Origin of the sequence: Pseudomonas agarici (assembly GCF_001543125.1) — a bacterium.
Taxonomy (GTDB): domain Bacteria; phylum Pseudomonadota; class Gammaproteobacteria; order Pseudomonadales; family Pseudomonadaceae; genus Aquipseudomonas; species Aquipseudomonas agarici.
In genome coordinates this window covers 2,604,651-2,629,951 of sequence record NZ_CP014135.1, presented here as the reverse complement: position 1 = coordinate 2,629,951, position 25,301 = coordinate 2,604,651, and the positions used below count along the sequence as shown (strand labels likewise).

Here is a 25,301-nt window from a genome sequence, read left to right as displayed (position 1 = left end):
GGCTTGTCCGTGCTCGGCGGCGCAGCCGTCGTAAAAGCGAGCACCTGATCCTGCCTGCAAACCTGCGGGGCTACTCCGGCAACTCGGCCACGCTATCACCATCGGTCATCGCTCGCTCCAGCAGGTCCGCCGGCAAGCTCTTGCTGGCGCGAGCGCCAAGCAGTCTCAACTGCTCGCTGCGGCTGATCAGGTTGCCGCGCCCCTCCGTCAGCTTGTTGCGTGCGGCGGCGTAAGCCTTGTCCAGTTGCTGAAGGCGACCGCCGATTTCATCCAGGTCCTGGATAAACAACACGAACTTGTCGTACAGCCAGCCGGCCCGCTCGGCGATTTCCCGGGCATTCTGGCTCTGGCGCTCCTGCTTCCACAAACTGTCGATAACTCGCAGGGTCGCGAGCAGGGTAGTCGGACTGACAATCACGATATTACGATCGAAGGCCTCCTGGAACAGATTCGGTTCTGCCTGCAAGGCCGCCGCGAAGGCCGCCTCGATCGGCACGAATAGCAACACGAAATCAAGGCTGTGCAAGCCTTCCAGACGTTTGTAATCCTTGCCGGCCAGACCTTTGACATGATTACGCAGCGACAGCACATGCTGCTTGAGCGCGGCCTGGCCTATCATCTCGTCGTCCGCGCCCACGTATTGCTGATAGGCGGTCAGGCTAACCTTGGAGTCCACCACGACCTGCTTGTCGCCCGGCAACAGGATCAGCACATCCGGCTGAAAGCGCTCGCCATCGGCGCCCTTCAGGCTGACCTGGGTCTGATACTCGCGCCCCTTCTCCAATCCCGCCTGTTCAAGGACTCGCTCGAGAATCAGCTCGCCCCAATTACCTTGGGTTTTCTGGCCCTTGAGCGCGCGGGTCAGGTTGGTCGCTTCGTCGCTCAGGCGCAAGTTCAGTTGCTGCAGGCGCTCCAACTCCTTACCCAGGGAGAAACGCTCGCGGGCCTCGGCCTGATAACTGTCCTCGACACGCTTTTCGAAAGACTGAATGCGCTCCCTCAGCGGGTCGAGCAATTGTCCAAGGCGCTCCTGGCTGTTTTGAGCGAACCGTGCCTCGCGCTCGTCGAAAATTTTTCCGGCCAGCTCGGCAAACTGCGCACGCAGCTCGTCCCGCGAGCCTTGCAGGTCGTCCAGGCGTTGTTGATGACTGTCCTGCTGTTCACGCAACTCGGCGCTCAGCGACGCAGCCTGGGCATCCAGGCGGCGCAATTCGGCTTCTTTGTGGCTGCGTTCGAGAGTCCACGCATGGGCCGCATCGCGGGCATTATCGCGCTCGATCTGCAACAACTCGACTTCGCGCCGCGCCGCCGCCAACTCCGCCTGTTTGGCGGCATTGGCCTGGCCCAGATCACTGATCTCGTCACGACAGGCATCCAGCTGGGCATTGAGACCGTCCTGGGCCAGTTGTGCGGTGCCCAGTCGCTCGTTGAGCAAGGCAAGTTCCGCCTGCGCCGCATTGCCACGACGCTGCAATTGCCAGGCACAGGCCAGCAACGGCAACGCGCCCCCCAACACACCCAGCAACAGACTGGTCAGATCCAACGCCATAAGGACTCCGGTTAGTCGCCGACGCCAAGGCCGGACTCAAAGGATCAAGGGTAGCGAACGCACTCCGCCAGGGACAGCTCAGTCTTCGCCCCGGCCCAATTCGGCCTGTGCTATCGGGTCACCGGCACACGCGGCCTGACGCAGCAATTCACGACCGATACGCCGGTCCCGGGCGCTGCTGCAATCACGGTACATCAGTTGCCCCAATCGGCGCTGAGCCAGCATCACACCCTTGCGCGCAGGCTGTTTCAGCAAACATCCGGCGAAATGCTTGACCCTGGGGTGGCGACCCAAGCTCGGGCTGTCCAGCAACCAGAGCGCGACACGCAGGGAAAAAAGCTGCGGTTCGGTTGAAATAGTATTGGACGAAGACAGGGATGATGGGCTTGAGCGAAATTTCATATCTGACGGTAGGGTAGATCGGAGGGCGCGCCACTCTACTCTTTTTTCCCGTCAGGTAAACTCGAAAAAACGTCATATCCCCGTGCTAGAGCAAGCGCTTGGGACAATCCACAGAAGCTGTGGATAACTCAGTGGACAACCCCCCTTTAACTCCCGCAAACCCCCATGGAATGGGGCTCTCAGTCAAACTGACGATTTTTTCACCAATAAAAAAATACGATATTTTTCATTGACTTGTATTTCCGATACAGGCAACCGAAGGCCTGAACCAGCAGATGGTGACGAAGTGACAAGCCGGACGGATAATGTGCACAAGTCGTACTTTGACGGTTATATCGACGCACCTTTTTTGCACAAGCGGGTAGAATCGGTCGCCTCTCCCGCGATAAAAATCGGGGTAAGCGGCTCCAACGAACACCGTGCCCAATCAGCCGGGCACTCTGCAGACTTTCGTCAAGCTTTTTTTCATCAAGCCCTTTCATTTTTCGACTCAATGCGCTAGCATCCGCCCCGTTAGTACCAAGCTGAAAGTCAATTCTGGTCGAACATGTCTCACAGTCAATGCTCTTCAAAGGAGTCAACGACTGAAAAAAGAGATCGACCACCTCGATGGTTTCCAGGTAGAACTTGCCACAACACGGCCTTTGAATCGAAAACGAAGAGTGTTGCCAGGCATTATTATTCTGAGCTAAACCACCCTGTAAATTGATCAGGATCTTCATCCTGGGCCCAGAACCTTTGCCCTTGCCGTGACTGCCTGCCCTCCTAAGTACCTACCTGCCAGCCCAAGCGCCACTTACTTCAAGCGCTTCAAACTGGCTGCTTTGTTCCAGTCAGGTTCTTCGTCCGACCAATGGTGGCTCGGCGTTACTGGAACGTTTTAACGTTGCACGGTTCCAATGCCGTGTCATTTGTAGGAACACCCAATAATTATGTCGACTCAAATCCATGCTCAGGATGCCATTCGCACCCTAACCACTGCCTTTGCCCCCATGAACTGCCTGATCATGGCCGCTCGCAAAGGTTGCTTTAGTTTTACCCTGGTCAACGAACACGGCATCGCCCGTCACAGCGAACGCCTGTATCCAGAGCAGTACTCTAGCGCCGAGCCGCTGCAGGCAGTGATCGAACGCACCCGCCAGGCACTGGTTGCCTGAAATTCGAAACTCGTTGCAATACAAAAACCCTGTCGATATCGCAGGGTTTTTTATTACCTAAAATTTCGCAATTGTGTTCGAAATCCTAATCACGAATAAATATATAAGCTTGCGCCACACGCTTTAAATAATTTAAAAACAGTCCTTTACAGCAAAGATATGACACTACACTTCAACTCAGGCGGCCTAGGCCGCTTCCGGCAGACCTGATCGATCCACCGCTGCCAAGCGCCAGGTCTCGCCGGCCAATAATGGCTTGAGGGTGTTATGGGTATTGCCGCGAGGGAACTGCGCCTTTATGTGATTCGCCCAACATTGCTGTACTTGGGGCGTCACAGCCAGACCGCAGAAGCATTGCTGCTAGGTATCGCCGCCAGCCAATCGGACCTGGGGTCGGCCCTGCACAACCGTCGCGGCCACGGCCTGTACCGCATTGGCGAAAACCGCCATGCGGCACTCTGGGACCGCTACCTGGCTCTCGACCCCGAACTGGCCAGCCTGGTTCGCGGCCTGGCCAGCCAACGAGCCTTCTTAAGTAGCCCCCATCTCGAACTCACCGTGAACCTGCGTTACGCCACGGCCATTGCCTGGCTGCTGATCGAGGAGCAGCAATTGCGCCTTCCCGCCGCCGACGATCTGCTCGGCATGGCGCGGATCTGGCGACAGATATTCCAGCCACAGGGACGTCTGCGCGACTTCACCCGCGCTTGGAAAAACTGTGACTCATTGGTCAATTTTGCCGCCTGTTAATCGTATTACTTAAATATCGGCAAAATACTACCGATCCCGGTCTGATTGTCCTACAAAACCCCGCTATCTCCTGCGATACGGCCTATAGCGCCGAAGCGAAAATGTTGGTAGTTTCGCCTCGGTGATCACCACGGAGTTCTAATAATGAAAAAAGTAATGCTCAAGACCACACTCAGTCTCGCCGTTACCTTGGCATCCACCCAGCTTTTTGCGAGTGGCTTTGCTCTCAACGAACAGAGCATCAGCGGGATGGGTACGGGTTTTGCGGGGCGATCCTCTTCTGCCGACGATGCAAGCACTGTTTTCGGTAACCCTGCGGGTATGTCCCTGCTTAAAAGCGATCAAGTGACTGCCGGTGTCGCCGCCATTGATGCCAACACCAATATCAAGCACACCAGAGGTGGCCCTCCCGGCGGCACCAGCGACGGCGATATGGTGCCGTTTACGAGCGTGCCAATGGGTTATTTCGTCAAACAATTGGGTGACGGTTGGGCAGTAGGCCTCGGCGCCTACGCACCTTTCGGCCTGATAACCAATTATGAAGGCAGTTCCGCCAGTCGCTACTACGGCGACAAGAGCGACGTGAAAGTGGTGACCCTGCAACCCACCATCAGCTATGCCTTCAACGATATAGTGTCCATCGGCTTCGGTCCGACCATCAACCGTATCAGCGGCCAACTGACGTCAGCGACCCCCTTTGCCCCCACATTTGGCAGAAATGACGGCAAGGTCAACATCAGGGGTGATGACACCGCCATCGGCTACAACGTCGGCATCCTGGTTCAACCTACCGACGGCACGCGCCTCGGCTTGACCTACCACTCCAAAGTCAAATACGAGTTGGATGGCCATACCAATATTTCCGGTGTCGGTTTCGGCCCAGCCAATGGCTCCCGCTATAAGGCCTCTCTGGATATCACCACTCCAGAGGTCGTAGATTTCTCGATCACCCAGAAACTGGATGATCAATGGACCGTCTACGCAGGTACTTCCTGGACTCGCTGGAGTCGCCTGAAAGACATCACCGTCAAAAACCAAGGCGTCCCTCCTCTGCTCGGCGGCTCAGCCGGTCCGATCGGTACGATCACCGAAGAACAGAACTGGCATGACACCTGGGCTTCGGCTATCGGCGTCTCCTACCAGCTCAACAAGGAATGGGTGCTGCGCAGCGGCTTCTCGGTGGACCAGGCGCCCACCAACAATACCGATCGCTCGGTTCGCGTCCCTACGGGCGATCGCAAAGCGATCAGTTTCGGTGCCGGCTACAACCCAACCGCTGACTGGACTATCGACGCAGCCATCTCCTACCTCAAGGAAGAAGACGTCAACGTCAACCTCAACAGCCCGAGTAAAGGTGGCCTCTACAGCGCCAAGTACAAAAACAGCGCATGGGGCTACGGCCTGGGCGCCACGTACAAATTCTGATTCACCGCGAGCCTGAACGACTTATCGGTTGAGCAGAAAAAACCCCGTCTTCGCGGGGTTTTTTATTGGCCGGTTTTCTCAAGGTTTCAACGCAAGCGCTTTTTTGCACCCTTTCATTCCGGGACCGAACACCACACAGGCCACTAGCAAGCGCCCATGCCCAGTTGCATCAGGGCCAAGCCCCCCTGATGCCAACCCCACCAGGCCAACGCCAGCAACAGTGCCACGCCAGCCAGGGCCAACAGCCTCGGCCACAACGAATTCATGCCACCCCCAACTGCGTCTGCAAGCGTGCCACGGGCCGCTCGCGGACTGGCCAGTTCAAGGCCGCCGCCAACAGGCTGAGGAGAATTGCCACCTGCCAGATCAAGTCATAGCTGCCCGTGCGGTCATACACCACACCCCCCAACCAACCGCCGAGGAAGGAGCCGATCTGGTGGAACAGGAAAACGACTCCACCCAGCATAGAGAGATTTCGTACCCCAAACAGCGTCGCCACGGTGCCATTGGTCAGTGGCACTGTCGACAACCAGAGAAACCCCATGGCCATGCCGAACAGATAGGCACTGGTCTGCGTCACCGGCAGCCAGAGGAACAGCCCGATCACCACTGCCCGGCCCAGATACAGGCCAGTCAACAGACGCGGCTTGGACATGCGCCCGCCCAGCCAGCCGGCGGTATAGGTGCCAAAGATATTGAACAACCCGATCAACGCCAGCACTGTGGTGCCGACCCTGGCTGGCAGATGCTGGTCCACCAGGTAAGCCGGCAAATGCACACCGATAAACACCACCTGGAAACCACAGACAAAAAAGCCGAATGCCAAGAGCCAGAACCCGGAGTGGCAACAGGCCTCGCGCAGTGCCTCGCCCAGGGTCTGCTCACCGGCCAGTACCGGCAACGGCTGGTCCTTGAGCATCGCCACCAGCGGCACGATCAGCGCCACCAGCATACCCAGCACCAGTAGTGCGGTCGACCAGCCGAGCCAGCCGATCAGCCCCAGCGTGCCCGGCAACATCGCGAACTGACCGAAGGAGCCAGCGGCGCTGGCGATCCCCATCGCCATACTGCGTCGCTGCGGCGCGACAGCTCGCCCGACCACGCCGAGAATCACCGAGAAAGAAGTGCCCGACAGGCCGATGCCAATCAACAGGCCGGCACTCAGGGATAGGCCCAAGGCCGAGTTGGAAAGCCCCATGAAGACTAGGCCTACGGCGTACAGCAGCCCGCCGACCAGCACCACTTTCGCCGCGCCGAAACGGTCGGCCAGAGCGCCGGTGAAGGGTTGTGCCAGGCCCCAGATCAGGTTCTGCAAGGCGATGGCAAAGGCAAATACCTCCCGTCCCCAACCGAACTGTGCGCTCATGGGCGGCAGGAACAGCCCGAAACCATGTCGCACTCCCAGCGACAAGGCAAGAATCAGTGCGCTGCCGAGAAGAATCCAGCCGCTGCTACGCCAGAGCGATGTCATTATTGTGCTCCACTAGCAGGTACATACCCGCTTTTATGCAAATAGAGGCGATCACTCGCCGCACGCCAGCTCATCCAGTAACGCCTGCAAGACAGCGCGCTTTTCATCGCCCAAGCGCTCGGCCAGACGCCGCTGTACCGCTTGCCAGGCCGGAAAAGCCGCCTCCAGCCGCCTGGCCCCGGTGTCGGTCAGGCGCACCAGGCGATTGCGCTGGTCGGCGCCCTCGCTCATCCGCACCAGGCCTTCGCCTTCGAGAACCCGCAGATTGCGCCCCAGGGTGCTGCGATCCAGTCCTACGGCTTCGGCCAGGCTCGAAATGCTCGGTTTGTCCAGGCGCCGCAGATGACACAGCAGAGAATACTGTGCGACGTTGATCCCGAAGCCATCGAGAGCGCCGTCATAATGCCTACTGACGCCACGAGCGGCGCGACGCAGGCTGATGCATAAACAGTCGGTGGACAACATGATTGGTGTATATACCCGCAAATCAGTTGTTACCAGTTTATCGAGAAAACGCCAGAGTGTCAGATCAACGCCAACCCCACCAGCACCGCCGCTTCCAGTAACTCCAGCAAGGCCCCTGCCGTATCGCCGGTCGTGCCGCCCAGTCGGTGCATCATCAACTGCCGCAACCCGAAGAAACATCCCATCGCCAACAGCACGGCAAACGCGCCCTTGAGGCCCGCCAGGATCAGGCAAGCCAGGATACTCGCCAACAACACATGACGTCCGGTTCGCCGTGGCAGATGATCGGCCAATGCCTGGCCCAACCCGCCAGTCCGCACATAAGGCGTCACCAGGAACAAGCCCAGCAGCGCGCCGCGCCCGATCAACGGAGCCAGGATCAAGGCAACTGCCTGTTGTTTTTCGATCAAGGCCAGCAAGGCGCAAAACTTCAACAGCAAGACTAGAATCAGGGTCACCACGGCGATCGGTCCGCTGCGCGGGTCCTTCATGATCAGCAAGGTCCGTTCGCGATCACCGAAACCGCCCAGCCAAGCGTCGGCACTGTCGGCCAGGCCATCCAGGTGCAGGCCGCCGCTGAACACCACCCAGACCGTCAGCAACAGCGCACCTCGCAGGAGCAGCGGCGCCCCGCCCAGCAACCCGTCGACGCCATACAGCAACATTCCCAGCAGCAGACCCACCAGCGGATACCACAGCAACGACCGTCCCAGTTCCTCGGGTGATGGCATGCCCGGCAGACGAATCGGCAAGCTGCTGAGAAATTGCAGGGCAATCCGCAACGGCAGCAGGTTCACAGTCCTTCCCTCAGCACACCATCGGCCTGCACCCGCAGAGTGAACAAGGCGCCATGAGCGACCTCGACCTGCAGCAGTTGCTCGCGGGGCAAGCCGCGAGCGCGGGCCAACAGCAATTTCATGACCCCGCCATGGCTGACCAGCAACACGCGTTGACCGGCGTACCGCTGTTGCAAGCGCTCCACCGCCCCCAGCACCCGTTCGGAAAACCGTGACAGGGGTTCTCCCTCGGGTGGGGTAAAAGCATAAGGATCGGACCAGAATCGCCCCAGCGCATCGGCGTCTGTCTCCATCAACGTCGCTGCGCTGTGCCCTTCCCAGGCACCGAAATGCAGCTCCTGTAGATCTTTTTCCAGTTCGATGGGCAAGCCGAGCCGCCCACCCAGCTCTTCGGCAAACCGCGCACAACGCTGCAAAGGCGAACTGACCAGACGATCCCAAGGCCCCCGCCCCAGCACGGCGCTGCGCAACTGTTCCCAGCCCCTGTCGGTGAGGGCGTCATCCAGACTGCCACGCAAGCCGCCACCCAGCTCGGTCTCGCCATGGCGCAGCAGATCCAGATGCAGGGCCGTCATGCCGGACGATCCGCCACGGCCGCTTCGGCAAAGGTCGCCATCTGCCCGTGCAGGTCGCAGGCCAGCCGCAGCAACGGCACCGCCAGGGCCGCGCCACTGCCTTCTCCCAAGCGCAGGCGCAGCTCCAGCAGCGGTTCGGCCAGCAGGCTTTCCAGCACATGTCGATGCCCTGGCTCAGCACCACGATGAGCAAAAATCAGCCAGTCACGGCAAGCAGGATTCAAGTGCACCGCCACCATCGCCGCCACCGTACAGATAAAGCCGTCCACCAACGCCGCCACGCCTTCCTGGGCGCAGGCCAGGTAAGCCCCGGTCAGCGCCGCGATCTCGAAACCGCCAAGTCGGAACAGGGCCTGCAACGGGTCATTGGTATGCCCGGCATGCAATGCCAAGGCCCGCTCGATCACTTGCGCCTTGTGACTGACTCCTGTCGGGTCCAGGCCGGTGCCAGGGCCGGCGAGCAGCTTCGCCGGGCAACCGAGCAAGGCGCAGGCCACGGCACTGGCCGCGGCGGTATTACCGATGCCCATCTCGCCGCCGATAAACAGTTCACTCTCGGCGGCCACGGCACGCCGCACGCTGTCACGCCCGGCTTGCAGCGCCAGCCGTCCCTGGGCCTCGGTCATCGCCGGGCCCTGGACAATGTTCGCCGTGCCCGCGCCGATCCGCAGATGACGCACGCCAGGCAGGTTGAGCATCGGTGTCACCGTGCCAAGGTCATTCACATCCAGTTGCGCCCCCAGTTGCCGCGCCAGGACGCTGATCGCCGCGCCGCCGCCGACAAAGTTGGCGAGCATCTGTCCGGTGACTTCTTGGGGATAGGCCGACACGCCCTCGGCGACCACACCATGGTCAGCGGCGAATAGCGCGATCCACAGATGATCGACCCGTGGCTTAAGCCGTCCCTGCAGGCCGGCAAGCTGCACCGCGACCTGCTCCAGCAGGCCAAGGGAGCCGGCAGGCTTGGTCAACTGCTGCTGGTGATCGAGCGCCGCCGCCCGGACTTGCAGATCGACCGCCGCGCACGGGTTCAGCCACCATGATTCACTCATAACGCCACTCCTTTCAACGTCAGGGGCAGTCCGGCAACGGTCAACACGACACGCTGGCAGCGTTCGGCGAGGGCTTGATGCAGCCAACCCGCTTCATCGACATAACGGCGAGTCAATTGGCCCAACGGCACGACACCGAGCCCGCTCTCGTTGCTGACCAAAATGATTTCGCCCGGCAGCTCGGCCAGGCAGTCCAATAGGGCGCTACGCTCGGCTTGCAGGCGGGTCGCATCCTCCAACATCAGCAAATTGGTCAACCACAAGGTCAGGCAATCCACCAGCAGGCAGGTATCGGTGGCCGCGTTGTCGCGCAAGACCCGCGCCAGTTGCAGCGGTTCCTCGACCAGCCGCCAATGCGCCGGTCGACGCTGGCGGTGCAGGGCGATCCGCTCGCTCAACTCGCCATCCAGCGGCTGGCTGGTGGCTATGTAGGTCACCCGTAGGCGGCTCTCTTCGGCCAGACGCTCGGCCAGACGGCTTTTACCGGAGCGCGCACCGCCCAGAATCAGTTGCTGCATATTCAATAGATCCGCTTAGCCAAGACCGCACAACCCGCGCAGGCGATCGGTGTCCAGATGTTGCTCGACCAGATCGGCCAGGCGTTCGATATCTCGTTCGCGCAGGGCGTGATAATCCACTTCCTGCACCGCTTCCAGGCCTGCCCAACGCAGCAGCGCGGCACACGAACCGGGCGATTCGAACAGGCCGTGCAGATACGTGCAGAGGATCTGCCCATCGGCACTTTGGGCGCCGTCGCAGCGCCCGTCATCCAACTGCACCGCCGGGCGCTCCAAGGCAGCGCCGGTGGTCACTCCGGCGTGAATCTCGTAGCCGCTGACTGCGCTGTTCTCCAGCAACAGGTGCCCGCGCACATTGCGCAATTGCTTCTCCTGTTCGAGCTGGGTGCTGAACGCCAGCAAGCCCAGGCCGGCGCTGGACCCCGCCGAACCTTCCAGGCCCAACGGATCGTGCACCTGCTCGCCGAGCATCTGCAGCCCGCCGCAGATACCCAGCACCTTGCCGCCATAGCGCAGGTGCCGGTTAATCGCGGTTTCCCAGCCCGCCCCGCGCAGATACGCCAGATCACCGCGCACGCTTTTCGAGCCAGGCAGGATAATCAGGTCTGCCGCCGGGATCGCCTGGCCCGGCCCGACAAACTGCAGGTCGACCTGCGGATGCAGGCGCAACGGATCGAAATCGGTCGGGTTGCTGATGCGCGGCAACACCGGCACCACCACCTTCAGGACCTTCTCGGCCTTGTCGATCTGGCGCGAGTCAAGGCCGTCCTCGGCTTCCAGGTGCAGGTCCATGACATAAGGCAGCACGCCGATCACCGGCTTGCCGGTGTGCGCTTGCAGCCAATCGAGCCCCGGTTGCAACAGGGCGATATCGCCGCGAAAGCGATTGATGATGAAGCCCTTGACCCGCGCCTGCTCACTGGCCGACAACAATGCCAGGGTGCCCACCAGATGGGCGAATACCCCGCCGCGGTTGATATCGGCGATCAGCAGCACCGGGCAATCCACCGCCTCGGCAAAGCCCATGTTGGCGATATCGCCGGCGCGCAGATTGATCTCCGCCGGCGAACCGGCGCCTTCGACCATCACCACCGGGTACTCGGCACTCAGGCGTCGATGGGACGCCAACACCGCTTGCATCGCGGTGGCCTTGTAGTCGTGATAGGCGACGGCGTTCATGGTGGTCACGGCGCGGCCATGGATGATCACCTGGGCACCGGTATCGCTGTTGGGCTTGAGCAGCACCGGATTCATATCGGTGTGCGGCGGCAGGCCGCAAGCCTGGGCCTGGACCGCCTGCGCCCGGCCAATCTCGCCACCGTCGGCGGTCACCGCACTGTTGAGCGCCATGTTCTGCGGCTTGAACGGCACCACCCGTATGCCCTGACGGCTCAGCCAGCGACACAAGGCAGTCACCAACGTGCTCTTGCCGGCATCGGATGTCGTGCCCTGGACCATCAGGGTACTCATGGGTGCTCCTCGGTATACGCCTTGAACGCCAGCTCCAGCCGCTGCCAGTCGGCATCGTCGACCGGCAGACCCAAGCGCAGGCTGCTGTTCTGGACAAACAATCGCAACAAAATCCCGCGCTTGGCCATAAACTCATACAGGTGCTCGGCCCGAGACGTGATCAACCACTGAAACAGTGCGCAGCCGCCCTGGGGCGCAAACCCGTAACGGCTCAACAACGCCACCAGACGCTGGCTCGCCTGCTCCGTGCGCAGTCGCTGCCGGACGTGACCGGCGCGGTCGGCCAGGCAGACTTGCCCCAACACCCGTGTGGGCCCGGCCACTGCCCAGGGACCGACCTGCTCAGCCAGCAACTTGAGCAACTTGCGCTCGGCCAGGACAAAGCCCAGGCGCACACCGGCCAGACCGAAAAACTTGCCGAAAGAGCGCAATACGATCAGCCCGACCTTGTGGCTATGCGCGGCCAGGCTCAACTGCGGCGTGTTGTCCATGAAAGCCTCGTCCACCACCAGCCAGCCGCCGCGCTGGGCCAGTCGGCCATGCCACTCCAGCAGTTGCTCCGGTGCCAGACTCAGACCTGTGGGATTGTTCGGATTGACCACCACCAGCACATCGAGGCTGTCGAGAAAGAAATCGACTTCATGCTCCTGCACGTCGCGCACGATATAACCGTTGCGGCGCCAGGCCTCGGCGTGTTCGGCGTAGCACGGCGACAGCACTCCGACCTTGCCCGCCCGCCGCAGCCGTGGCAGCAACTGGATGGCGGCCTGCGAGCCGGGCACCGGCAGTACCAGCGGCGCACCGTAGTAAGTACAGGCGGCCTGCTCCAGGCCATCGTCGGTTTCCGGTAGACGAGCCCAGGCACGCTCGGGAATCGGCGGGATCGGCCAGGGCCACGGCGCGATGCCGCTGGACAAGTCCAGCCAATTGGCCTCGGCAATCGCGTATTGCTCCACCGCCTGGCGCAACCGCCCGCCGTGCTCAAGCATAAAACTCTGCTCCCAGACAGAGAATCAGCAACCATAACCACACGCCACGTTGCACCAATTGCCAACCGCGATCGATCGCATCGGCATCGGCGGGTGGGCCTTCGCCCAACGGCGGACGCTGATGCAGCTCGCCGTGATAGATCGCCGCGCCGCCCAGCTCGACTCCCAGCGCACCAGCCCCTGCGGCCATCACTGGTCCGGCATTCGGACTGTCCCAGGTGGGTCCCTGGCTGCGCCAGCATCTGAGTGCCAGGCGAGTCTTGCCCAGCAACGCATAAGTCAGCGCCACCAGTCGTGCGGGAATATAGTTGAGCACATCGTCGATCTTCGCCGCCGCCCAGCCAAAACGCTCGAAACGTTCGTTGCGATAGCCCCACATGGCGTCCAGGGTATTGCTCAAGCGATACAGCACCACACCGGGGACTCCGGCAACGGCAAACCAGAACAGCGCGGCAAATACCGCATCGCTGCCGTTTTCCAACACCGACTCGGTGGCCGCACGGGCCACTGCCGTGTCATCCAGCTCCGAGGTCTGGCGACTGACCAGATAGCTCACGCGCTCCCGCGCCAATTCCAGGTTTGCGCCACGAAGCGCCTGGGCCACCGGTACCACATGTTCACCCAGGCTGCGCATGCCGAGGGCACAATAGAGAAACAGGATTTCGATGACCCAGCCGATATAAGGCGCCCAGGACAGCGCCGTAGCCAGCACTGTCAACGGCACGACGGCCAGCAACCAGGCGGTCACACCATGGCTACGCCAGCCACGGCCACCGGCGTTGAAGCGTTGTTCGATGCGATCGGTGATACGGCCGAACGCCACCAGCGGATGCCAGCGTTTGGGTTCGCCCAGCAGCGCATCCAGCGCAACCCCGGCGACACTCAACAACGCCACACTCATTGACTCACTCCCCAATAGTTTTCGTACAACAGCTCACTCAGAGGGCGCGATTTCGCCCAGCCTTCCAGTAGGAGCATCGGTGCCGGGTAAAATGCCTGGACCGGCCCCAGGCACAACACCGCCACCGGCTTGGCCCCCTCCGGTAAGCCCAGCAAGTCCGCCAGTGCCTGTGGCTCGAACAGCGACACCCAGCCCATGCCCAAGCCTTCTGCGCGGGAGGCCAGCCAGAGGTTCTGAATCGCGCAGGACACGGACGCCATGTCCATCTCCGGCAACGTCCGGCGCCCGAAGATATGCCGTTCGCGACCGTCCATCAGCGCCGCCACCAGCACTTCGGCGCAATCGTTGATACCCTCGACCTTCAACTTCATGAACTCATCGGAACGCTCGCCAAGGGCATCGGCGGTGCGGACCCTTTCCTCTTCCACCAGTTGCCGGATCCGCTCACGCAGCGAGCGATCGCTGATCCGGATAAACCGCCACGGCTGCATCAGACCGACACTCGGCGCCTGGTGTGCGGCTTCCAGCAGGCGCGCCAGGAGTGCTGGTGGCACCGTACCCCCGACAAAGTGACGCATGTCGCGGCGCTCGGCGATGGCGCGGTAGATTGCATTTCGCTCTTCAATGGAGAATGTGTTGTCAGTCATGGTCTGCTCCCAGCGATCCGGCGCCCCGGTAAGCTCGCTTCCACACAGAGAGCGCCGACCTGGGCAAAGTTGATTGCTGCATCAGGTGCCAGCAACGCGGCAACCGCCCGAGGGTTGGACGGAAAGTAGAAGTGCACATAGGACGCAGTCGTCCGCCCTTCGCGGTACACGGCTTCCGCGCCGCGCCCGCCGTTGGGGCTCAGCCCGCGAGCAATCGGAGTCAGTTCGGTAGTGGTCAGCGAATGGTGATAGGTATGTCCGCGCAACAAACCTTCCGGCAACTCCACGGCCTGCAAGGCCAGGGCAGCCAGGCGTTTCTGCATCACCGCCTCTCCCGCCAACAGGCCCAGCAGCTCGGCGCGTCGACCGTCGACGTCGGTCAGCGCATCGAGCAGGTAGAGCATCCCGCCGCACTCGGCGAGCAAGGGTTTACCCTTGGTCTGGTGATCGCGGATCGCCATCAACATCGAAGTGTTTCGCGCCAGCGCCACGTGGTGCAATTCCGGATAACCTCCTGGCAGGTAAAGGCTATCAACGTCTGGCAGGCCGGCATCGTGAATCGGCGAAAAGAAGCATAACTCGGCGCCCATCGCCCCAAGCAGATCCAGGTTGGCACCATAGATAAACGCGAACGCTTCGTCACGGGCAACCGCAATCCGCACGCCAGCCAGCAATGGCTCGGCAGCGATCAGCGTCGGCGCGGCAAACTCGACCGGAGGCGGCAGCGCGACTTCGCAACTTGCGCCCAGGGCCTCGGCGGCAGCGTCGAGGCGCCGATCGAGGTCATTCAATTCGCTGGCTTGGACCAACCCGAGGTGCCGGCTCGGCAACTCGATCCCGGTCTCCCGAGAGAGCGCGCCGTACCAGCGCAGGCCTTCGGTCAGGCTACCTTCGAGCAACTGCGCATGCCGCAGCGTCCCCACGCGATTGGCCAATACCCCGGCGAACGGCAGGTCCGGTTGATAACGCGCCAGGCCCAGCGCCAGGGCACCAAAGGTCTGGGCCATGGCCGTGCCGTCGATGACCCCCAGCACCGGCACACCGAAGTGCCGAGCCAGGTCGGCACTGGACGGAGTACCGTCAAACAAGCCCATGACCCCTTCGATCAGGATCAGGTCGGCGTCACCGGCCGCTTCCCACAGCAAACGACGGCTTTCCTCGGCGCCGACCATCCACAAGTCCAACTGATACACCGGCGCGCCGCTGGCCCGCTCATGAATCATCGGGTCGAGAAAATCCGGGCCACACTTGAACACCCGGACCTTGCGCCCCTGATTGCGGTGCAGGCGCGCCAGCGCCGCCGTCACCGTGGTCTTGCCCTGGCCGGACGCTGGCGCGGCGATCAGCACCGCCGGGCAACGACGCGGCTGATTCATAGTTCGATGCCTTTCTGCGCCTTGATCCCGGCCTGGAACGCATGTTTGAGCAGGCCCATTTCCGTGACGGTATCGGCCAGGTCGATCATTTCCGGCTTGGCGCCGCGTCCGGTCACCACCACATGTTGCATTGGCGGCCGACCCTGCAGATCGCTCAGTACCTGGTCGAGATCCAGGTACCCGTGTTTGAGGGCGATATTCAGCTCATCGAGCACCACCAGACCGATAGCCGGGTTGCCGAGCAGCTCCCGAGAGACGGTCCAGGCGGCTTCAGCGGCGGCGATATCACGCTGGCGGTCCTGGGTTTCCCAGGTGAATCCCTCGCCCATCACATGGAACCGCACCTGCTCGGGAAAACGCCGGAAGAACAGCTCCTCGCCGGTGCTGCTGCGACCCTTGATAAATTGCACCACGCCGCACTGCATGCCGTGGCCCATGGCTCGGGCGAGCATGCCGAAGGCGGAACTGCTCTTGCCCTTGCCATTGCCCGTCAGGACCAGCAGCAAGCCGCACTCGTTGGGAGCGCTGGCGATACGTTCATCGATCACCGCTTTTTTGCGCAACATGCGCGCCAAATGACGTTCATCGCGATCGGGGGATGGGTTCATGACAGCTCTCCGTTGGGGCTGGATAAGGCAAACGGGGCTGGAAAAAACACGACCGCAACGGTCCAGCATCGCCCGCCGTGATGCTGTGGGATGGATCAGGCCGGTCTCCGGGCTCATGAGCTGCGCAAGCGCAGGACCGCGCGCCTTCCCGTGCCGCCGGCACAGTGGCGAAAAGCGTAGTCTTGACTCATTTACCGTTGCGGGGGCAGCGCCGGAATCGCACCTGTCGAAAGGGCTCACCGGCTTCCCTGTTTCACCCTGTCGACGCATCGCCACAGAGCACCTGAAACAAGTTGAGAAGGTTAGAGGGTTGAGGATGGAGCGTCAAATAAAGCCGCCACAACAAAAACACGTCCCCCTGAGCCTGGAAAATCGTCCAAGACACCCGCCAACAAAAACTGCCGCCAGAATTTGTGCTTTGGCGAGGACAGTTGATATCAAACAGCCATAACCCACTCAACAATAAAAAGAGAAACCCCCATGCAGGACCTGATCATCGGATGCCGGCCCTGCTCGACGCGATCAACGCCGCCAAAAGCTTAACCATCCTCATCATCTCAGGCTCGGTTGTCTGTTTGTTTCGCCATTCAACCCCCAACGGAGTCCGAGTCTGGAAGACCTACAGGGTATGGTCGACGACCTGCAAAAGACCAATAGCTACGCGGTGGCCTGGTACTTCCCCTATGCCTACCGCAAGCTGCACAACGAAGCCGACCACTACCATCCCGGCATCGCCCTGCTGTTCAAGGAGGCTTGAGCAAAAGGATTGAACCTGCGTCGACTATGCTTCTCTACTTCTAGACCCGCGTAAGCATCGACGGAGACTCAGCATGTTCCAGCACAAGCACGCTCTGATCATCCTGCTCGCCAGTGGATTGGCGGCTTGCGGCGAAAGTTCCACCCTGTCGGTGTCCGAGGGCACCGGTCCCTCTCCCAAGCTTACGGAACCGAACAAGACCCTCCTTCCCACCGTCAATATCGCCCCCGCCATCGGCTGGCCTCAGGGCGCCAAGCCAGTGGCGGCAGCCGGCACTCAAGTCGCCGCGTTTGCCGAAAACCTCGACCACCCGCGCTGGTTGTATGTGCTGCCCAACGGCGATGTACTAGTTGCCGAGACCAACTCGCCACCCAAGCCCGACGACAACCAGGGCATTCGTGGCTGGATTTCCCGTAAGGTCATGGATCGCGCCGGGGCCGGGGTGCCCAGCGCGAATCGCATTACCCTACTGCGCGACAGCAATCACGATGGGATCGCGGAAACCCGCACGACCTTTATCGACCAACTCAATTCGCCTTTCGGCATGACGCTGGTGGGCAATGACCTGTATGTCGCCGACACCGATGCCCTGCTGCGCTTCCACTATGAGCCGGGTGAAACCGTGATCAAGGAACAAGCGGAGAAGATCATCGATTTGCCCGGCGGCCCCCTCAATCACCACTGGACCAAGAATGTGATTGCCAGCCAGGACGGGGGAAAGCTCTACGTCACCGTTGGTTCCAACAGTAACGTCGGCGAAAACGGCCTGGACAAAGAGCAAGGTCGCGCTGCGATCTGGGAAGTCGATCCAGCCACCCGCAGCCACCGGATCTTTGCCTCCGGCCTGCGCAACCCCAACGGCCTGGCCTGGGAGCCGCAGAGCGGCAAACTGTGGACCGCGGTGAACGAGCGGGACGAGATCGGCAGCGACCTGGTGCCGGACTACATTACCTCGGTGAAGGAGGGCGGGTTCTATGGATGGCCCTACAGCTATTACGGCCAACACGTGGATGCGCGGGTATCGCCTTCGGACCCGGCCATGGTCGCCAAGGCCATCGCTCCGGACTACGCCGTCGGGCCGCATACGGCATCGCTTGGACTGACCTTTGCCCAGGGCAGCAAGCTGCCTGAGCCGTTCACCCAAGGGGCCTTTATCGGCCAGCACGGTTCCTGGAATCGCAAACCACACAGCGGCTACAAGGTGATTTTCGTGCCCTTCGCCGCAGGCAAGCCGAATGGGCAGCCACTGGATGTGCTGACGGGTTTTCTCGACGAGGATGAAAATGCCAGGGGCCGCCCGGTCGGGGTAGTCATCGACCAACAGGGCGGCCTGCTGGTGGCGGACGATGTGGGTAACAAAATCTGGCGCGTGTCCGCCAGCCGTTAGTCCGAGGATGAGGAGTTGCCCTTGCGCCGCCCGCTAGCGTTTACGACACAAGGTCAACCCATCACCCACCGGCAACAATGACAGGTCTACCCGCGAGTCATCCTTCAAGGCCAGGTTCAGTGCCTGGATGGCTCGTGTATCCTCGCTCTGCGCGCCCTCCTCCAGTACCCGGCCGCTCCACAGGGTGTTGTCAAACATCGCCAGACCACCCCTTCGCAACAGATGCAAGGCGATCTCCAGATAGCGTGGATAGTTCGCCTTGTCGGCATCGATGAACACCAGGTCGAAGGACCCGCCCTGCCCCTGCCCCTGCCGCTCCAGCTCGGCCAGCGTGTCGAGTGCCGGCGCCAGGCGCAGTTCGATCCGCCCGGACAAGCCAGCCTCCCGCCAGTAGCGCAGCGCCGTGGCGTTGTACTCGCCAGGCAGGTCGCAGCACAGCAATGAGCCGTCCTCCGGCAGCGCCGACGCCATGCACAAGGCACTGTAGCCGGTAAAAGTGCCAATTTCGAGCAAGCGCCGGGCACCGGTCAGCTTGACCAGCAGGGCAAGAAATTGGCCTTGCTCGGGAGCCACCTGCCAGCGTGCCATAGGCAGCGCCTGGGTCTCGTCACGCAAGCGCTTGAGCAGAGGTGTCTCGCGCAGGGAAACGTCCAGCAGGTAGCCGTAGAGGGCATCGTCGAGTTTGAGCGTGCGAGCGGTCATGAACACCTCAAGGAGTCAGCGACTGGTGGCCTGTACGGTTATATGGCGAGGAACAGCAACGCAGACCAAGGATTTGTGGCGCCCACATTGACTAACAGAACTCACCACACAGGCTGCTGGGGATTGAGCGCCAGATGTTCGGCCGGCAGCACGCGCTTGGCATTCAGATAGGCACGCTGCCAGTAGGCCTTGGACAGGCTGTCCAGTTTGACGGTGCCACCCGTGGCAGGGGCATGGACAAAACGACCTTCACCGACATAAATTCCCGCGTGACTGACCTGGGAGCCGCCATTAGTCGCGAAAAAGATCAGGTCGCCGGTTTGCAGGGCGTTCTGCGACACATTCGGAGCACGCATCACAATCATTTCACGAGTCGAGCGCGGCAGGTTGATGCCGGCCATGTCGCGGTACACATAGCTGATCAGACCGCTGCAATCGAAACCCGAGTCCGGCGTATTGCCCCCCCAGCGATAGGGTGTGCCGACCAGGCCCAGGGCACGGAACAGGACATCCTCGGCTTGCGGTGAAGACGGTTGTGGAGCGGCGAAGACCACCGAACGGGCCATTGGCGCAGGCGGCGGAGCATGGCTGGCACAAGCACCGAGCAACGCGGTCAGGGTGATAAGGGCAATACGGGCCAAGGTCGACATATGCAGAAATCCTGACTGAATGCGGCTTGCTCTGCCGTGGTGTGAAGAAATCAAAACCGCGCAAGCGAGCTTGCGCGGTCAGACACTCAACAATATGTCAGGATTCTAGCGTCTATGCGCCAAACTTCAAGTATCACTTTAACTTCGGACGTTTTTTGTACAACCTTGTTCGCTTTCGCGGCTTGGTAGTTAGCCGCCAGACAGGGCCGATGATACTGAAACGTCGAACGATTACCTGTTGCTGGCCGTGACCGTGGTGGGAGCCATCGCCAAGGCGCGCTTGGCCTCAATGAAGGTCTTGCTCCAGTAACTGTCGCCCAGGTTATCGACCCGGACACCACCGCTACGGCGGCTGCTGGAATGGATGAACTGGTCATCGCCCAGGTAGATTCCGGCATGACTGACACGCCCGCGACGACCATTGGTGGCGAAGAACAGCAAGTCACCCGGCTTGAGCTTGTTGCGGGCAACCAATGGCGCCTTCACGTTGATCATCTCTCGGGTGGAACGCGGCAGGTCCAGGCCCGCTTCCTCACGGAACAGATAACCGATAAAGCCGCTGCAATCAAAGCCGGAACTCTCGTTGGTGCCGCCGAAACGGTAACGGGTACCGATCAGGGACATGCCGCGCTCAAGAATGCTGTCGGCCAGGACGGGCAACTGATAGGGCTTGCTGTCGGAAAACTCGGCGAGCTCTTTTTCCGTGGCCAATTCATCGTCCAATACAACCGAAGATTTGACACCAGAAACCGGAGCGATTTTGACTGAACTTTCTACCTGCTGTTGCGCAATCGGCGTATGCGCCGCACAACCAAAAAGCAGGGTAACAAGTGCGAGAGGCACGAGGGGTGCGAAGCGAACTAGCATGGGCACAACCGCGGCTGATTTTTTATGAAGACGCGACTATGCCTTCTATCACCCTCATTTGCAAATTTTATGGGACAAAATGTGACTTGGTAGTTTCTTGAAAACATCTAAGGACTTAATACCCCACCGGCTCGCAGGCGCCCGAAAATTGCTTTCGGCGTGGGTTTTGTGGCGTCTGGAATTTGGCGAAAACCCGCCTACAGCCCCCAATAATGGGGGATTCTACCTGTCGTTACCAGCCCAGGGTTTCTTTCAGGAAAGGAATGGTCAGCTTGCGCTGAGCCTGCAAGGAGGCCTGGTCGAGACGCTCAAGCAACTCGAACAGCGCACTCATGCTACGGGTACCACGGGTCAGGATGAAATGCCCTACTTCGTCGGTCAGGTGCAGGCCGCGTCTTGACGCACGCAGTTGCAAAGCACGCAATTTATCTTCGTCGGAAAGCGCACGCATCTGGAAGATCAGGGCCAGGGTCAGACGCGACTTCAGATCCGCCAACCTCACCGGCAATTCACGCGGCGAGGTGGACGCGGCAATCAGTAACCGACGGCCACTGTCGCGCAAACGGTTGAACAGATGGAACAGCGCCTCTTCCCAGTCCGCCCGACCGGCGACCACTTGCAGGTCATCCAGGCAGACCAATTCGTATTGTTCGAGGTTATCCAGCAATTCGACACCGCGATCCATCAACTCGGCCAGTGGCAGATAGACCGCCGGCTCGCCCATCTGCTCGAAGCGCAGACACGCCGCCTGCAATAGATGGGTACGCCCCACGCCATCTTTGCCCCAGAGATAGATCAGACTTTCGGTCCATCCGGCGTCGGCTTCGCATAGCCGCTCGACATAGCCGAGTGCAGCGGCATTGGCGCCTGGATAATAGTTGATGAAGGTAGCGTCATCACGCAGACGCACACCTAGGGGCAGCTGAATCGGTTTCATGCTGACGGAACAGTTCTAGGGAACCGTTAGAGGCCTCTGTGTAAAGTCTGCAAAGTTTATACCCGTGACGCCGAGCGCACAATGCAGCGGACCACAAGCAAAATCAAAGGTTTGCGTTGATCGATGAGAATACCGGCATAACCTGGCAGTCAAAAATGACACCCATCGGCGTGGGAGCATGGCCGGCCCGCGAAGGGCTCTCAATGCCCTTGAACGCTTCGCCGGAGCGCGCCCGGACCCAGCTCCGCACCTGCGCGAACTCAATATTACAGATTTGCATCCTCCTGTCCGTCATACATATCCGACTCTTTGTAAAGATCATGGACATGCCGCACCAGCACCATGATTACCGCCGCCACCGGTAACGCCAGCAGCACACCGGTAAAGCCGAACAGTTCGCCACCGGCGAGAATGGCGAAAATCACCGCAACCGGATGCAGGCCGATGCGGTCGCCCACCAGCAAGGGCGTCAACACCATGCCTTCCAGGGCCTGACCGACCATGAACACCGCGACGATGCCGATCATTGGATACCAGTCACCACCGAACTGGAACAAGCCGGCAATGAGCGCAGCGCCAATCCCGATCACAAACCCCATGTACGGCACAATGGCTGCCAACCCCGCCAGCAGGCCGATCAGCAACCCCAGTTCCAAGCCGACCAGCATCAAGCCGCCGGCATAGATCACCCCGAGCGCCAGCATCACCAGTAACTGGCCGCGAACGAACGCCCCGAGCACCCCATGGCACTCACCGGCTAATGCGACGATATGCCCCTCTTGCTGACGCGGCAGCAGGCTGCGAACTTTCGCCATCATCAGGTCCCAGTCCCTCAGCAGGTAGAAACTCACCACCGGGATCAGCACCAGGTTGGCCAGCCACCCCATCAGCGCCAGACTCGATGCTGTCGCCTGGGACAGCACTACACCGACAATATCAGTGGTCTGGCCCATGTGCTCGCTGATGGCGGCTTTGACTTTATCGAACTTCCAGAAGCCATCCGCCAGGCCGAATTTGTGCTGCGCCCAAGGCATCGCCGTGTGTTGCAACCAGTCGAGCATCTGCGGCGCCAGCTCATAGAGCCGGAACAACTGCTTGGCCAGCATCGGCACCAGCACCAATAACAGGGTCATCAGGATCAGGGTGAACAGGGCGAACACCGCCACCACGCCCCACGTCCGCGACAACCCGAACTTCTCCAACCGATCGACCACGGGGTCGAACATATAGGCGAGCAGGATGCCCACCAGGAACGGCGACAATATCGGGTGCAGAAAGTACACAAGCACGCACAGCAGGACCGCCGCGCCAAGCCAAATCCATCGACGGGTGTCGGTCATGGACAACTCCAGCCTTATATATAGAGGGAAAGATGAACTACCAACGGAAACGCAGCCGTGGTGTCGGTGCCGCGGCGACCGCAGCGGGATCGTTGACCGCCAACGGCACCTCGCCAGGTGGTACTTCCAACAACTTGGCTAATCCCAATTGTGCCCGCAGTTGCTCGGCGTTACCGCTGACCTGATAGACAATCCGCTCGCCATCCACGCTCAGAGGTCGACCGCCAAAAGGTTCGAGTAGATGCCCTAGCGCGGCATAGCGCTCCAGGTTCATGCCTTGCACTTCCAGTAACTGATCGGTGGCCACCCCAGGCTTGACGGCAAAGCGCGGCGCCAGACGCTCACTCACCGCCAGCAGTACGGCATCGGCCAGGGCCGCGGTATCCGCGCCCTGAGCCACCCCCTGCTCCTTCTGGTCGCCCAGCCAGAGGCGCCATTTGGCCTCCCACTGCGTGCCATTTTGATGGGCGTGTACGGCGAGCAATGCATCGGCGCCATACCGTTCGGACGCCCCATGCAATGGCGAGGCATCGGCACCTTCGAGGTTCTTCGCGGTGGCGACGATCTGCTCATCCAGGTCGGCCAGCGGCAAGCGCAGCGGCAGACCGCGATGCACTGCGGCACGACGCAACGGTTCCGCCGCCGACTGCCCGTCGCCCACCAGACTCGAACCCTCGGTGGAGTCGCTCAGCCACCAGCCGAGAATCGAGGGTCGATTGCTCCCCCACAGGGCCAGCCCCGCGCCGCGTAAAGCGCGATCGGTGCTCACCGGATCGAAATCCACCTGCAGGCTCTGCGGCGGCCCGGCATCGTAGCCGTACTGGCTGATGATCTGCCGAGGGTCCTTGCGCACCTCGGCCAGCCCCGGGCTCTGCACTGCCTGGCGGTCGCCGGTCAGGCGCAGCACGAGGGTTTCCAACGCACGCTGGGTGGCCTGGTTACGTTCATCCGGGGTCTGGCTGCCGACCGGTTCGCGTACCTGATACAAACCGTTCAGGGTTTCGGCATGAATCGCCAGACTCAGAAGGGAGAGGCAACCGACACTCAATAATTTGAACAAACGCATGAAAAATTCCCGACAAGCAGAAAACGGCGTAAGAGACCGTATAAATACCAACAGACAGGTATGTGACCGCAGCGCAGTGCCATCATTCATACCCTCGTTGAAAGTTTTTCCGCCGTCATAAAGATAGCAGTTGATAACGCTATACCTTATACAGCCGTACCCGATGCAGCCAGCGTCACCGTCCAGGGATTTTTTTGCGGATATTGCCCTGCCCGTCGGCCCGAGGATGGCCGCTGCCGCTCAAGCCTGATAAAATCGCGCGCCTTCGCAGACCGGCGATGACCGGACACCCGGAAAGAACGACTTACACCGCTCCTTCTCGTGTCCTCGCCCTTCCCGGTCGCCTTCCCTGAATCCCCCCTAAAGGCCTGGATCATGAGCAAGCAACCCTCCCTGAGCTACAAGGACGCCGGTGTAGACATCGACGCCGGTGAAGCATTGGTCGAACGCATCAAGAGCGTGGCCAAGCGCACTGCGCGCCCGGAAGTCATGGGCGGCCTGGGTGGTTTTGGCGCCCTCTGCGAAATCCCGGCCGGTTACAAACAGCCGGTCCTGGTCTCCGGCACCGACGGTGTGGGCACCAAGCTGCGCTTGGCGCTGAACCTGAACAAGCACGACAGCATTGGCATCGACCTGGTGGCCATGTGCGTGAACGACCTGGTGGTCTGCGGTGCCGAGCCGCTGTTCTTCCTCGACTACTACGCCACCGGCAAGCTCAACGTCGACACCGCGACCCAGGTGGTCACCGGTATCGGTGCCGGTTGCGAACTGTCCGGCTGCTCGCTGGTCGGCGGCGAAACCGCTGAAATGCCAGGCATGTACGAAGGCGAAGACTACGACCTGGCCGGCTTTTGCGTTGGCGTCGTGGAAAAAGCCGAAATCATCGACGGTTCGAAAGTGGCTACCGGTGACGCCCTGCTCGCCCTACCGTCATCCGGTCCGCATTCCAACGGTTACTCGCTGATCCGCAAGATCATCGAAGTCAGCGGCGCCGATATCGAAAACACCCAGTTGGACGGCAAACCGCTGACCGACCTGCTGATGGCGCCAACCCGTATCTACGTCAAGCCATTGCTCAAGCTGATCAAGGACACTGGCGCGGTCAAGGCCATGGCCCACATCACCGGCGGCGGCCTGCTGGACAACATCCCACGCGTCCTGCCCAAAGGTGCCCAGGCCGTGGTCGACGTGGCCAGTTGGCAACGTCCGGCGGTCTTCGACTGGCTGCAGGAAAAAGGCAACGTCAACGAAACCGAAATGCACCGCGTACTGAACTGCGGCGTCGGCATGGTCATCTGCGTCGCCCAGGAACACGTTGAAATCGCCCTGAAGGTCCTGCGCGAAGCCGGCGAACAGCCTTGGGTCATCGGCCAGATCGCCATCGCCGCCGAGGGCGCTGCCCAGGTCGAGCTGAAGAACCTCAAGGCTCACTGATGTCCGAGC

Annotated in this window: 27 protein-coding genes, 1 pseudogene and 1 riboswitch; of the genes and pseudogenes, 6 read left to right on the top strand and 22 right to left on the bottom strand. The window is 61.0% G+C overall.

The features are described from left to right. Positions 1-70 precede the first annotated feature (70 nt). The 3 genes from AWM79_RS11570 to AWM79_RS24955 form a co-directional block, all read right to left on the bottom strand. Positions 71-1,435, bottom strand: coding sequence for a DNA recombination protein RmuC (locus AWM79_RS11570; protein ID WP_167375458.1), 1,365 nt, complete (start codon positions 1,433-1,435; stop codon positions 71-73). Positions 1,436-1,627: 192 nt separating this feature from the next. After that, positions 1,628-1,951, bottom strand: a complete 324-nt coding sequence (locus AWM79_RS11565) for an SEL1-like repeat protein (protein ID WP_060782864.1) — start codon at positions 1,949-1,951, stop codon at positions 1,628-1,630. Positions 1,952-2,151: 200 nt separating this feature from the next. Further along, entirely contained in the window at positions 2,152-2,673 is a 522-nt protein-coding gene (locus tag AWM79_RS24955; protein WP_156430102.1) for a hypothetical protein, read from the bottom strand. A gap of 210 nt (positions 2,674-2,883) precedes the next feature. On the opposite strand from AWM79_RS24955, the gene AWM79_RS11560 reads away from it, so the two are divergent. The 3 genes from AWM79_RS11560 (at position 2,884) to AWM79_RS11550 (ending at position 5,283) form a co-directional block, all read left to right on the top strand. Continuing rightward, on the top strand, positions 2,884-3,108 hold the full coding sequence (locus AWM79_RS11560; RefSeq protein ID WP_017130941.1) for a hypothetical protein: 225 nt from the start codon (positions 2,884-2,886) through the stop codon (positions 3,106-3,108). A gap of 267 nt (positions 3,109-3,375) precedes the next feature. Further along, positions 3,376-3,858, top strand: a complete 483-nt coding sequence (locus AWM79_RS11555) for a hypothetical protein (protein ID WP_017130942.1) — start codon at positions 3,376-3,378, stop codon at positions 3,856-3,858. Between the two features lie 144 nt (positions 3,859-4,002). Continuing rightward, complete coding sequence (locus tag AWM79_RS11550; RefSeq protein WP_026013064.1) at positions 4,003-5,283, top strand: OmpP1/FadL family transporter; 1,281 nt, start codon at positions 4,003-4,005, stop codon at positions 5,281-5,283. Positions 5,284-5,426: 143 nt separating this feature from the next. On the opposite strand, the gene AWM79_RS25900 is transcribed toward AWM79_RS11550, so the two are convergent. The 13 genes from AWM79_RS25900 to cobO are packed head-to-tail and all read right to left on the bottom strand — an operon-like array spanning position 5,427 to position 16,152. Continuing rightward, positions 5,427-5,549, bottom strand: coding sequence for a hypothetical protein (locus AWM79_RS25900; protein WP_017130944.1), 123 nt, complete (start codon positions 5,547-5,549; stop codon positions 5,427-5,429). Further along, positions 5,546-6,754, bottom strand: coding sequence for an MFS transporter (locus AWM79_RS11545; protein ID WP_017130945.1), 1,209 nt, complete (start codon positions 6,752-6,754; stop codon positions 5,546-5,548). The genes AWM79_RS25900 and AWM79_RS11545 overlap by 4 nt, the downstream gene beginning before the upstream one ends. Positions 6,755-6,805: 51 nt before the next feature. Continuing rightward, positions 6,806-7,219 (bottom strand): MarR family winged helix-turn-helix transcriptional regulator, encoded by a 414-nt coding sequence (locus AWM79_RS11540; protein ID WP_017130946.1) that lies wholly within the window; start codon positions 7,217-7,219, stop codon positions 6,806-6,808. Positions 7,220-7,278: 59 nt separating this feature from the next. Beyond that, a complete protein-coding gene (locus AWM79_RS11535) occupies positions 7,279-8,010 on the bottom strand; it encodes an adenosylcobinamide-GDP ribazoletransferase (protein ID WP_026013065.1) in 732 nt (243 codons plus the stop codon). Between the two features lie 2 nt (positions 8,011-8,012). Continuing rightward, positions 8,013-8,591: an alpha-ribazole phosphatase family protein gene (gene cobC, locus AWM79_RS11530; RefSeq protein WP_017130948.1), complete on the bottom strand. Its 579-nt coding sequence runs from the start codon at positions 8,589-8,591 to the stop codon at positions 8,013-8,015. Then, positions 8,588-9,643 carry a nicotinate-nucleotide--dimethylbenzimidazole phosphoribosyltransferase gene (gene cobT / locus AWM79_RS11525; protein ID WP_017130949.1) on the bottom strand — a complete coding sequence of 352 codons (1,056 nt, stop codon included), beginning with the start codon at positions 9,641-9,643 and terminating at the stop codon, positions 8,588-8,590. Before cobT ends, cobC begins: the two co-directional genes overlap by 4 nt. Continuing rightward, the gene (cobU, locus tag AWM79_RS11520; RefSeq protein ID WP_017130950.1) at positions 9,640-10,161 is read right to left on the bottom strand and encodes a bifunctional adenosylcobinamide kinase/adenosylcobinamide-phosphate guanylyltransferase; all 522 of its coding nucleotides are present in this window, start codon (positions 10,159-10,161) and stop codon (positions 9,640-9,642) included. The genes cobT and cobU overlap by 4 nt, the downstream gene beginning before the upstream one ends. A 15-nt stretch (positions 10,162-10,176) precedes the next feature. Beyond that, positions 10,177-11,631: a cobyric acid synthase gene (locus AWM79_RS11515; protein ID WP_017130951.1), complete on the bottom strand. Its 1,455-nt coding sequence runs from the start codon at positions 11,629-11,631 to the stop codon at positions 10,177-10,179. After that, complete coding sequence (cobD, locus tag AWM79_RS11510; protein WP_017130952.1) at positions 11,628-12,620, bottom strand: threonine-phosphate decarboxylase CobD; 993 nt, start codon at positions 12,618-12,620, stop codon at positions 11,628-11,630. Before cobD ends, AWM79_RS11515 begins: the two co-directional genes overlap by 4 nt. Continuing rightward, positions 12,613-13,521 (bottom strand): adenosylcobinamide-phosphate synthase CbiB, encoded by a 909-nt coding sequence (gene cbiB / locus AWM79_RS11505; protein ID WP_060782863.1) that lies wholly within the window; start codon positions 13,519-13,521, stop codon positions 12,613-12,615. The genes cobD and cbiB overlap by 8 nt, the downstream gene beginning before the upstream one ends. Next, positions 13,518-14,168 carry a 5,6-dimethylbenzimidazole synthase gene (gene bluB, locus AWM79_RS11500; protein WP_017130954.1) on the bottom strand — a complete coding sequence of 217 codons (651 nt, stop codon included), beginning with the start codon at positions 14,166-14,168 and terminating at the stop codon, positions 13,518-13,520. The genes cbiB and bluB overlap by 4 nt, the downstream gene beginning before the upstream one ends. Further along, on the bottom strand, positions 14,165-15,544 hold the full coding sequence (locus AWM79_RS11495; RefSeq protein WP_060782862.1) for a cobyrinic acid a,c-diamide synthase CobB: 1,380 nt from the start codon (positions 15,542-15,544) through the stop codon (positions 14,165-14,167). The genes bluB and AWM79_RS11495 overlap by 4 nt, the downstream gene beginning before the upstream one ends. Next, the gene (gene cobO, locus AWM79_RS11490; protein WP_017130956.1) at positions 15,541-16,152 is read right to left on the bottom strand and encodes a cob(I)yrinic acid a,c-diamide adenosyltransferase; all 612 of its coding nucleotides are present in this window, start codon (positions 16,150-16,152) and stop codon (positions 15,541-15,543) included. Before cobO ends, AWM79_RS11495 begins: the two co-directional genes overlap by 4 nt. Before the next feature lie 81 nt (positions 16,153-16,233). Beyond that, positions 16,234-16,454, bottom strand: a riboswitch (cobalamin riboswitch). 230 nt (positions 16,455-16,684) lie between these two features. Between cobO and AWM79_RS25985 the strand changes: the two are divergent. Both AWM79_RS25985 and AWM79_RS11480 read left to right on the top strand, forming a co-directional pair. After that, positions 16,685-16,909 (top strand): annotated as a pseudogene (locus AWM79_RS25985) (hypothetical protein); the annotation flags it as partial. Positions 16,910-16,982: 73 nt separating this feature from the next. Continuing rightward, positions 16,983-18,296 (top strand): PQQ-dependent sugar dehydrogenase, encoded by a 1,314-nt coding sequence (locus AWM79_RS11480; protein ID WP_060782861.1) that lies wholly within the window; start codon positions 16,983-16,985, stop codon positions 18,294-18,296. 33 nt (positions 18,297-18,329) lie between these two features. Here AWM79_RS11480 and AWM79_RS11475 read toward each other — a convergent pair whose 3' ends face one another. From AWM79_RS11475 to AWM79_RS11450, 6 genes are all read right to left on the bottom strand, one after another. Continuing rightward, positions 18,330-18,998 (bottom strand): class I SAM-dependent methyltransferase, encoded by a 669-nt coding sequence (locus tag AWM79_RS11475; RefSeq protein WP_060782860.1) that lies wholly within the window; start codon positions 18,996-18,998, stop codon positions 18,330-18,332. A 101-nt stretch (positions 18,999-19,099) separates the two neighbouring features. Beyond that, positions 19,100-19,648 (bottom strand): C40 family peptidase, encoded by a 549-nt coding sequence (locus AWM79_RS11470; RefSeq protein WP_017130960.1) that lies wholly within the window; start codon positions 19,646-19,648, stop codon positions 19,100-19,102. Between the two features lie 231 nt (positions 19,649-19,879). Further along, positions 19,880-20,515: a C40 family peptidase gene (locus AWM79_RS11465; RefSeq protein WP_060782859.1), complete on the bottom strand. Its 636-nt coding sequence runs from the start codon at positions 20,513-20,515 to the stop codon at positions 19,880-19,882. Positions 20,516-20,747: 232 nt separating this feature from the next. Beyond that, on the bottom strand, positions 20,748-21,452 hold the full coding sequence (gene hda / locus AWM79_RS11460; RefSeq protein WP_017130962.1) for a DnaA regulatory inactivator Hda: 705 nt from the start codon (positions 21,450-21,452) through the stop codon (positions 20,748-20,750). Between the two features lie 266 nt (positions 21,453-21,718). After that, positions 21,719-22,792: an AI-2E family transporter gene (locus AWM79_RS11455; RefSeq protein WP_017130964.1), complete on the bottom strand. Its 1,074-nt coding sequence runs from the start codon at positions 22,790-22,792 to the stop codon at positions 21,719-21,721. A gap of 37 nt (positions 22,793-22,829) precedes the next feature. After that, positions 22,830-23,858, bottom strand: a complete 1,029-nt coding sequence (locus tag AWM79_RS11450; RefSeq protein ID WP_017130965.1) for a DUF2066 domain-containing protein — start codon at positions 23,856-23,858, stop codon at positions 22,830-22,832. Positions 23,859-24,233: 375 nt separating this feature from the next. Between AWM79_RS11450 and purM the strand changes: the two genes are divergently transcribed. Beyond that, positions 24,234-25,292, top strand: a complete 1,059-nt coding sequence (gene purM / locus AWM79_RS11445; protein WP_017130966.1) for a phosphoribosylformylglycinamidine cyclo-ligase — start codon at positions 24,234-24,236, stop codon at positions 25,290-25,292. Positions 25,293-25,301 lie beyond the last annotated feature (9 nt).

Coding starts and splice junctions, on each gene's coding strand:
- AWM79_RS11565 (WP_060782864.1), bottom strand. CDS start 1,951: ATGAAATTTCGCTCAAGCCCATCATCCCTGTCTTCGTCCAATACTATT.
- AWM79_RS24955 (WP_156430102.1), bottom strand. CDS start 2,673: ATGAAGATCCTGATCAATTTACAGGGTGGTTTAGCTCAGAATAATAAT.
- AWM79_RS11560 (WP_017130941.1), top strand. CDS start 2,884: ATGTCGACTCAAATCCATGCTCAGGATGCCATTCGCACCCTAACCACT.
- AWM79_RS11555 (WP_017130942.1), top strand. CDS start 3,376: ATGGGTATTGCCGCGAGGGAACTGCGCCTTTATGTGATTCGCCCAACA.
- AWM79_RS11550 (WP_026013064.1), top strand. CDS start 4,003: ATGAAAAAAGTAATGCTCAAGACCACACTCAGTCTCGCCGTTACCTTG.
- AWM79_RS25900 (WP_017130944.1), bottom strand. CDS start 5,549: ATGAATTCGTTGTGGCCGAGGCTGTTGGCCCTGGCTGGCGTGGCACTG.
- AWM79_RS11545 (WP_017130945.1), bottom strand. CDS start 6,754: ATGACATCGCTCTGGCGTAGCAGCGGCTGGATTCTTCTCGGCAGCGCA.
- AWM79_RS11540 (WP_017130946.1), bottom strand. CDS start 7,219: ATGTTGTCCACCGACTGTTTATGCATCAGCCTGCGTCGCGCCGCTCGT.
- cobC (WP_017130948.1), bottom strand. CDS start 8,591: ATGACGGCCCTGCATCTGGATCTGCTGCGCCATGGCGAGACCGAGCTG.
- cobT (WP_017130949.1), bottom strand. CDS start 9,643: ATGAGTGAATCATGGTGGCTGAACCCGTGCGCGGCGGTCGATCTGCAA.
- cobU (WP_017130950.1), bottom strand. CDS start 10,161: ATGCAGCAACTGATTCTGGGCGGTGCGCGCTCCGGTAAAAGCCGTCTG.
- AWM79_RS11515 (WP_017130951.1), bottom strand. CDS start 11,631: ATGAGTACCCTGATGGTCCAGGGCACGACATCCGATGCCGGCAAGAGC.
- cobD (WP_017130952.1), bottom strand. CDS start 12,620: ATGCTTGAGCACGGCGGGCGGTTGCGCCAGGCGGTGGAGCAATACGCG.
- cbiB (WP_060782863.1), bottom strand. CDS start 13,521: ATGAGTGTGGCGTTGTTGAGTGTCGCCGGGGTTGCGCTGGATGCGCTG.
- bluB (WP_017130954.1), bottom strand. CDS start 14,168: ATGACTGACAACACATTCTCCATTGAAGAGCGAAATGCAATCTACCGC.
- AWM79_RS11495 (WP_060782862.1), bottom strand. CDS start 15,544: ATGAATCAGCCGCGTCGTTGCCCGGCGGTGCTGATCGCCGCGCCAGCG.
- cobO (WP_017130956.1), bottom strand. CDS start 16,152: ATGAACCCATCCCCCGATCGCGATGAACGTCATTTGGCGCGCATGTTG.
- AWM79_RS11480 (WP_060782861.1), top strand. CDS start 16,983: ATGTTCCAGCACAAGCACGCTCTGATCATCCTGCTCGCCAGTGGATTG.
- AWM79_RS11475 (WP_060782860.1), bottom strand. CDS start 18,998: ATGACCGCTCGCACGCTCAAACTCGACGATGCCCTCTACGGCTACCTG.
- AWM79_RS11470 (WP_017130960.1), bottom strand. CDS start 19,648: ATGTCGACCTTGGCCCGTATTGCCCTTATCACCCTGACCGCGTTGCTC.
- AWM79_RS11465 (WP_060782859.1), bottom strand. CDS start 20,515: ATGCTAGTTCGCTTCGCACCCCTCGTGCCTCTCGCACTTGTTACCCTG.
- hda (WP_017130962.1), bottom strand. CDS start 21,452: ATGAAACCGATTCAGCTGCCCCTAGGTGTGCGTCTGCGTGATGACGCT.
- AWM79_RS11455 (WP_017130964.1), bottom strand. CDS start 22,792: ATGACCGACACCCGTCGATGGATTTGGCTTGGCGCGGCGGTCCTGCTG.
- AWM79_RS11450 (WP_017130965.1), bottom strand. CDS start 23,858: ATGCGTTTGTTCAAATTATTGAGTGTCGGTTGCCTCTCCCTTCTGAGT.
- purM (WP_017130966.1), top strand. CDS start 24,234: ATGAGCAAGCAACCCTCCCTGAGCTACAAGGACGCCGGTGTAGACATC.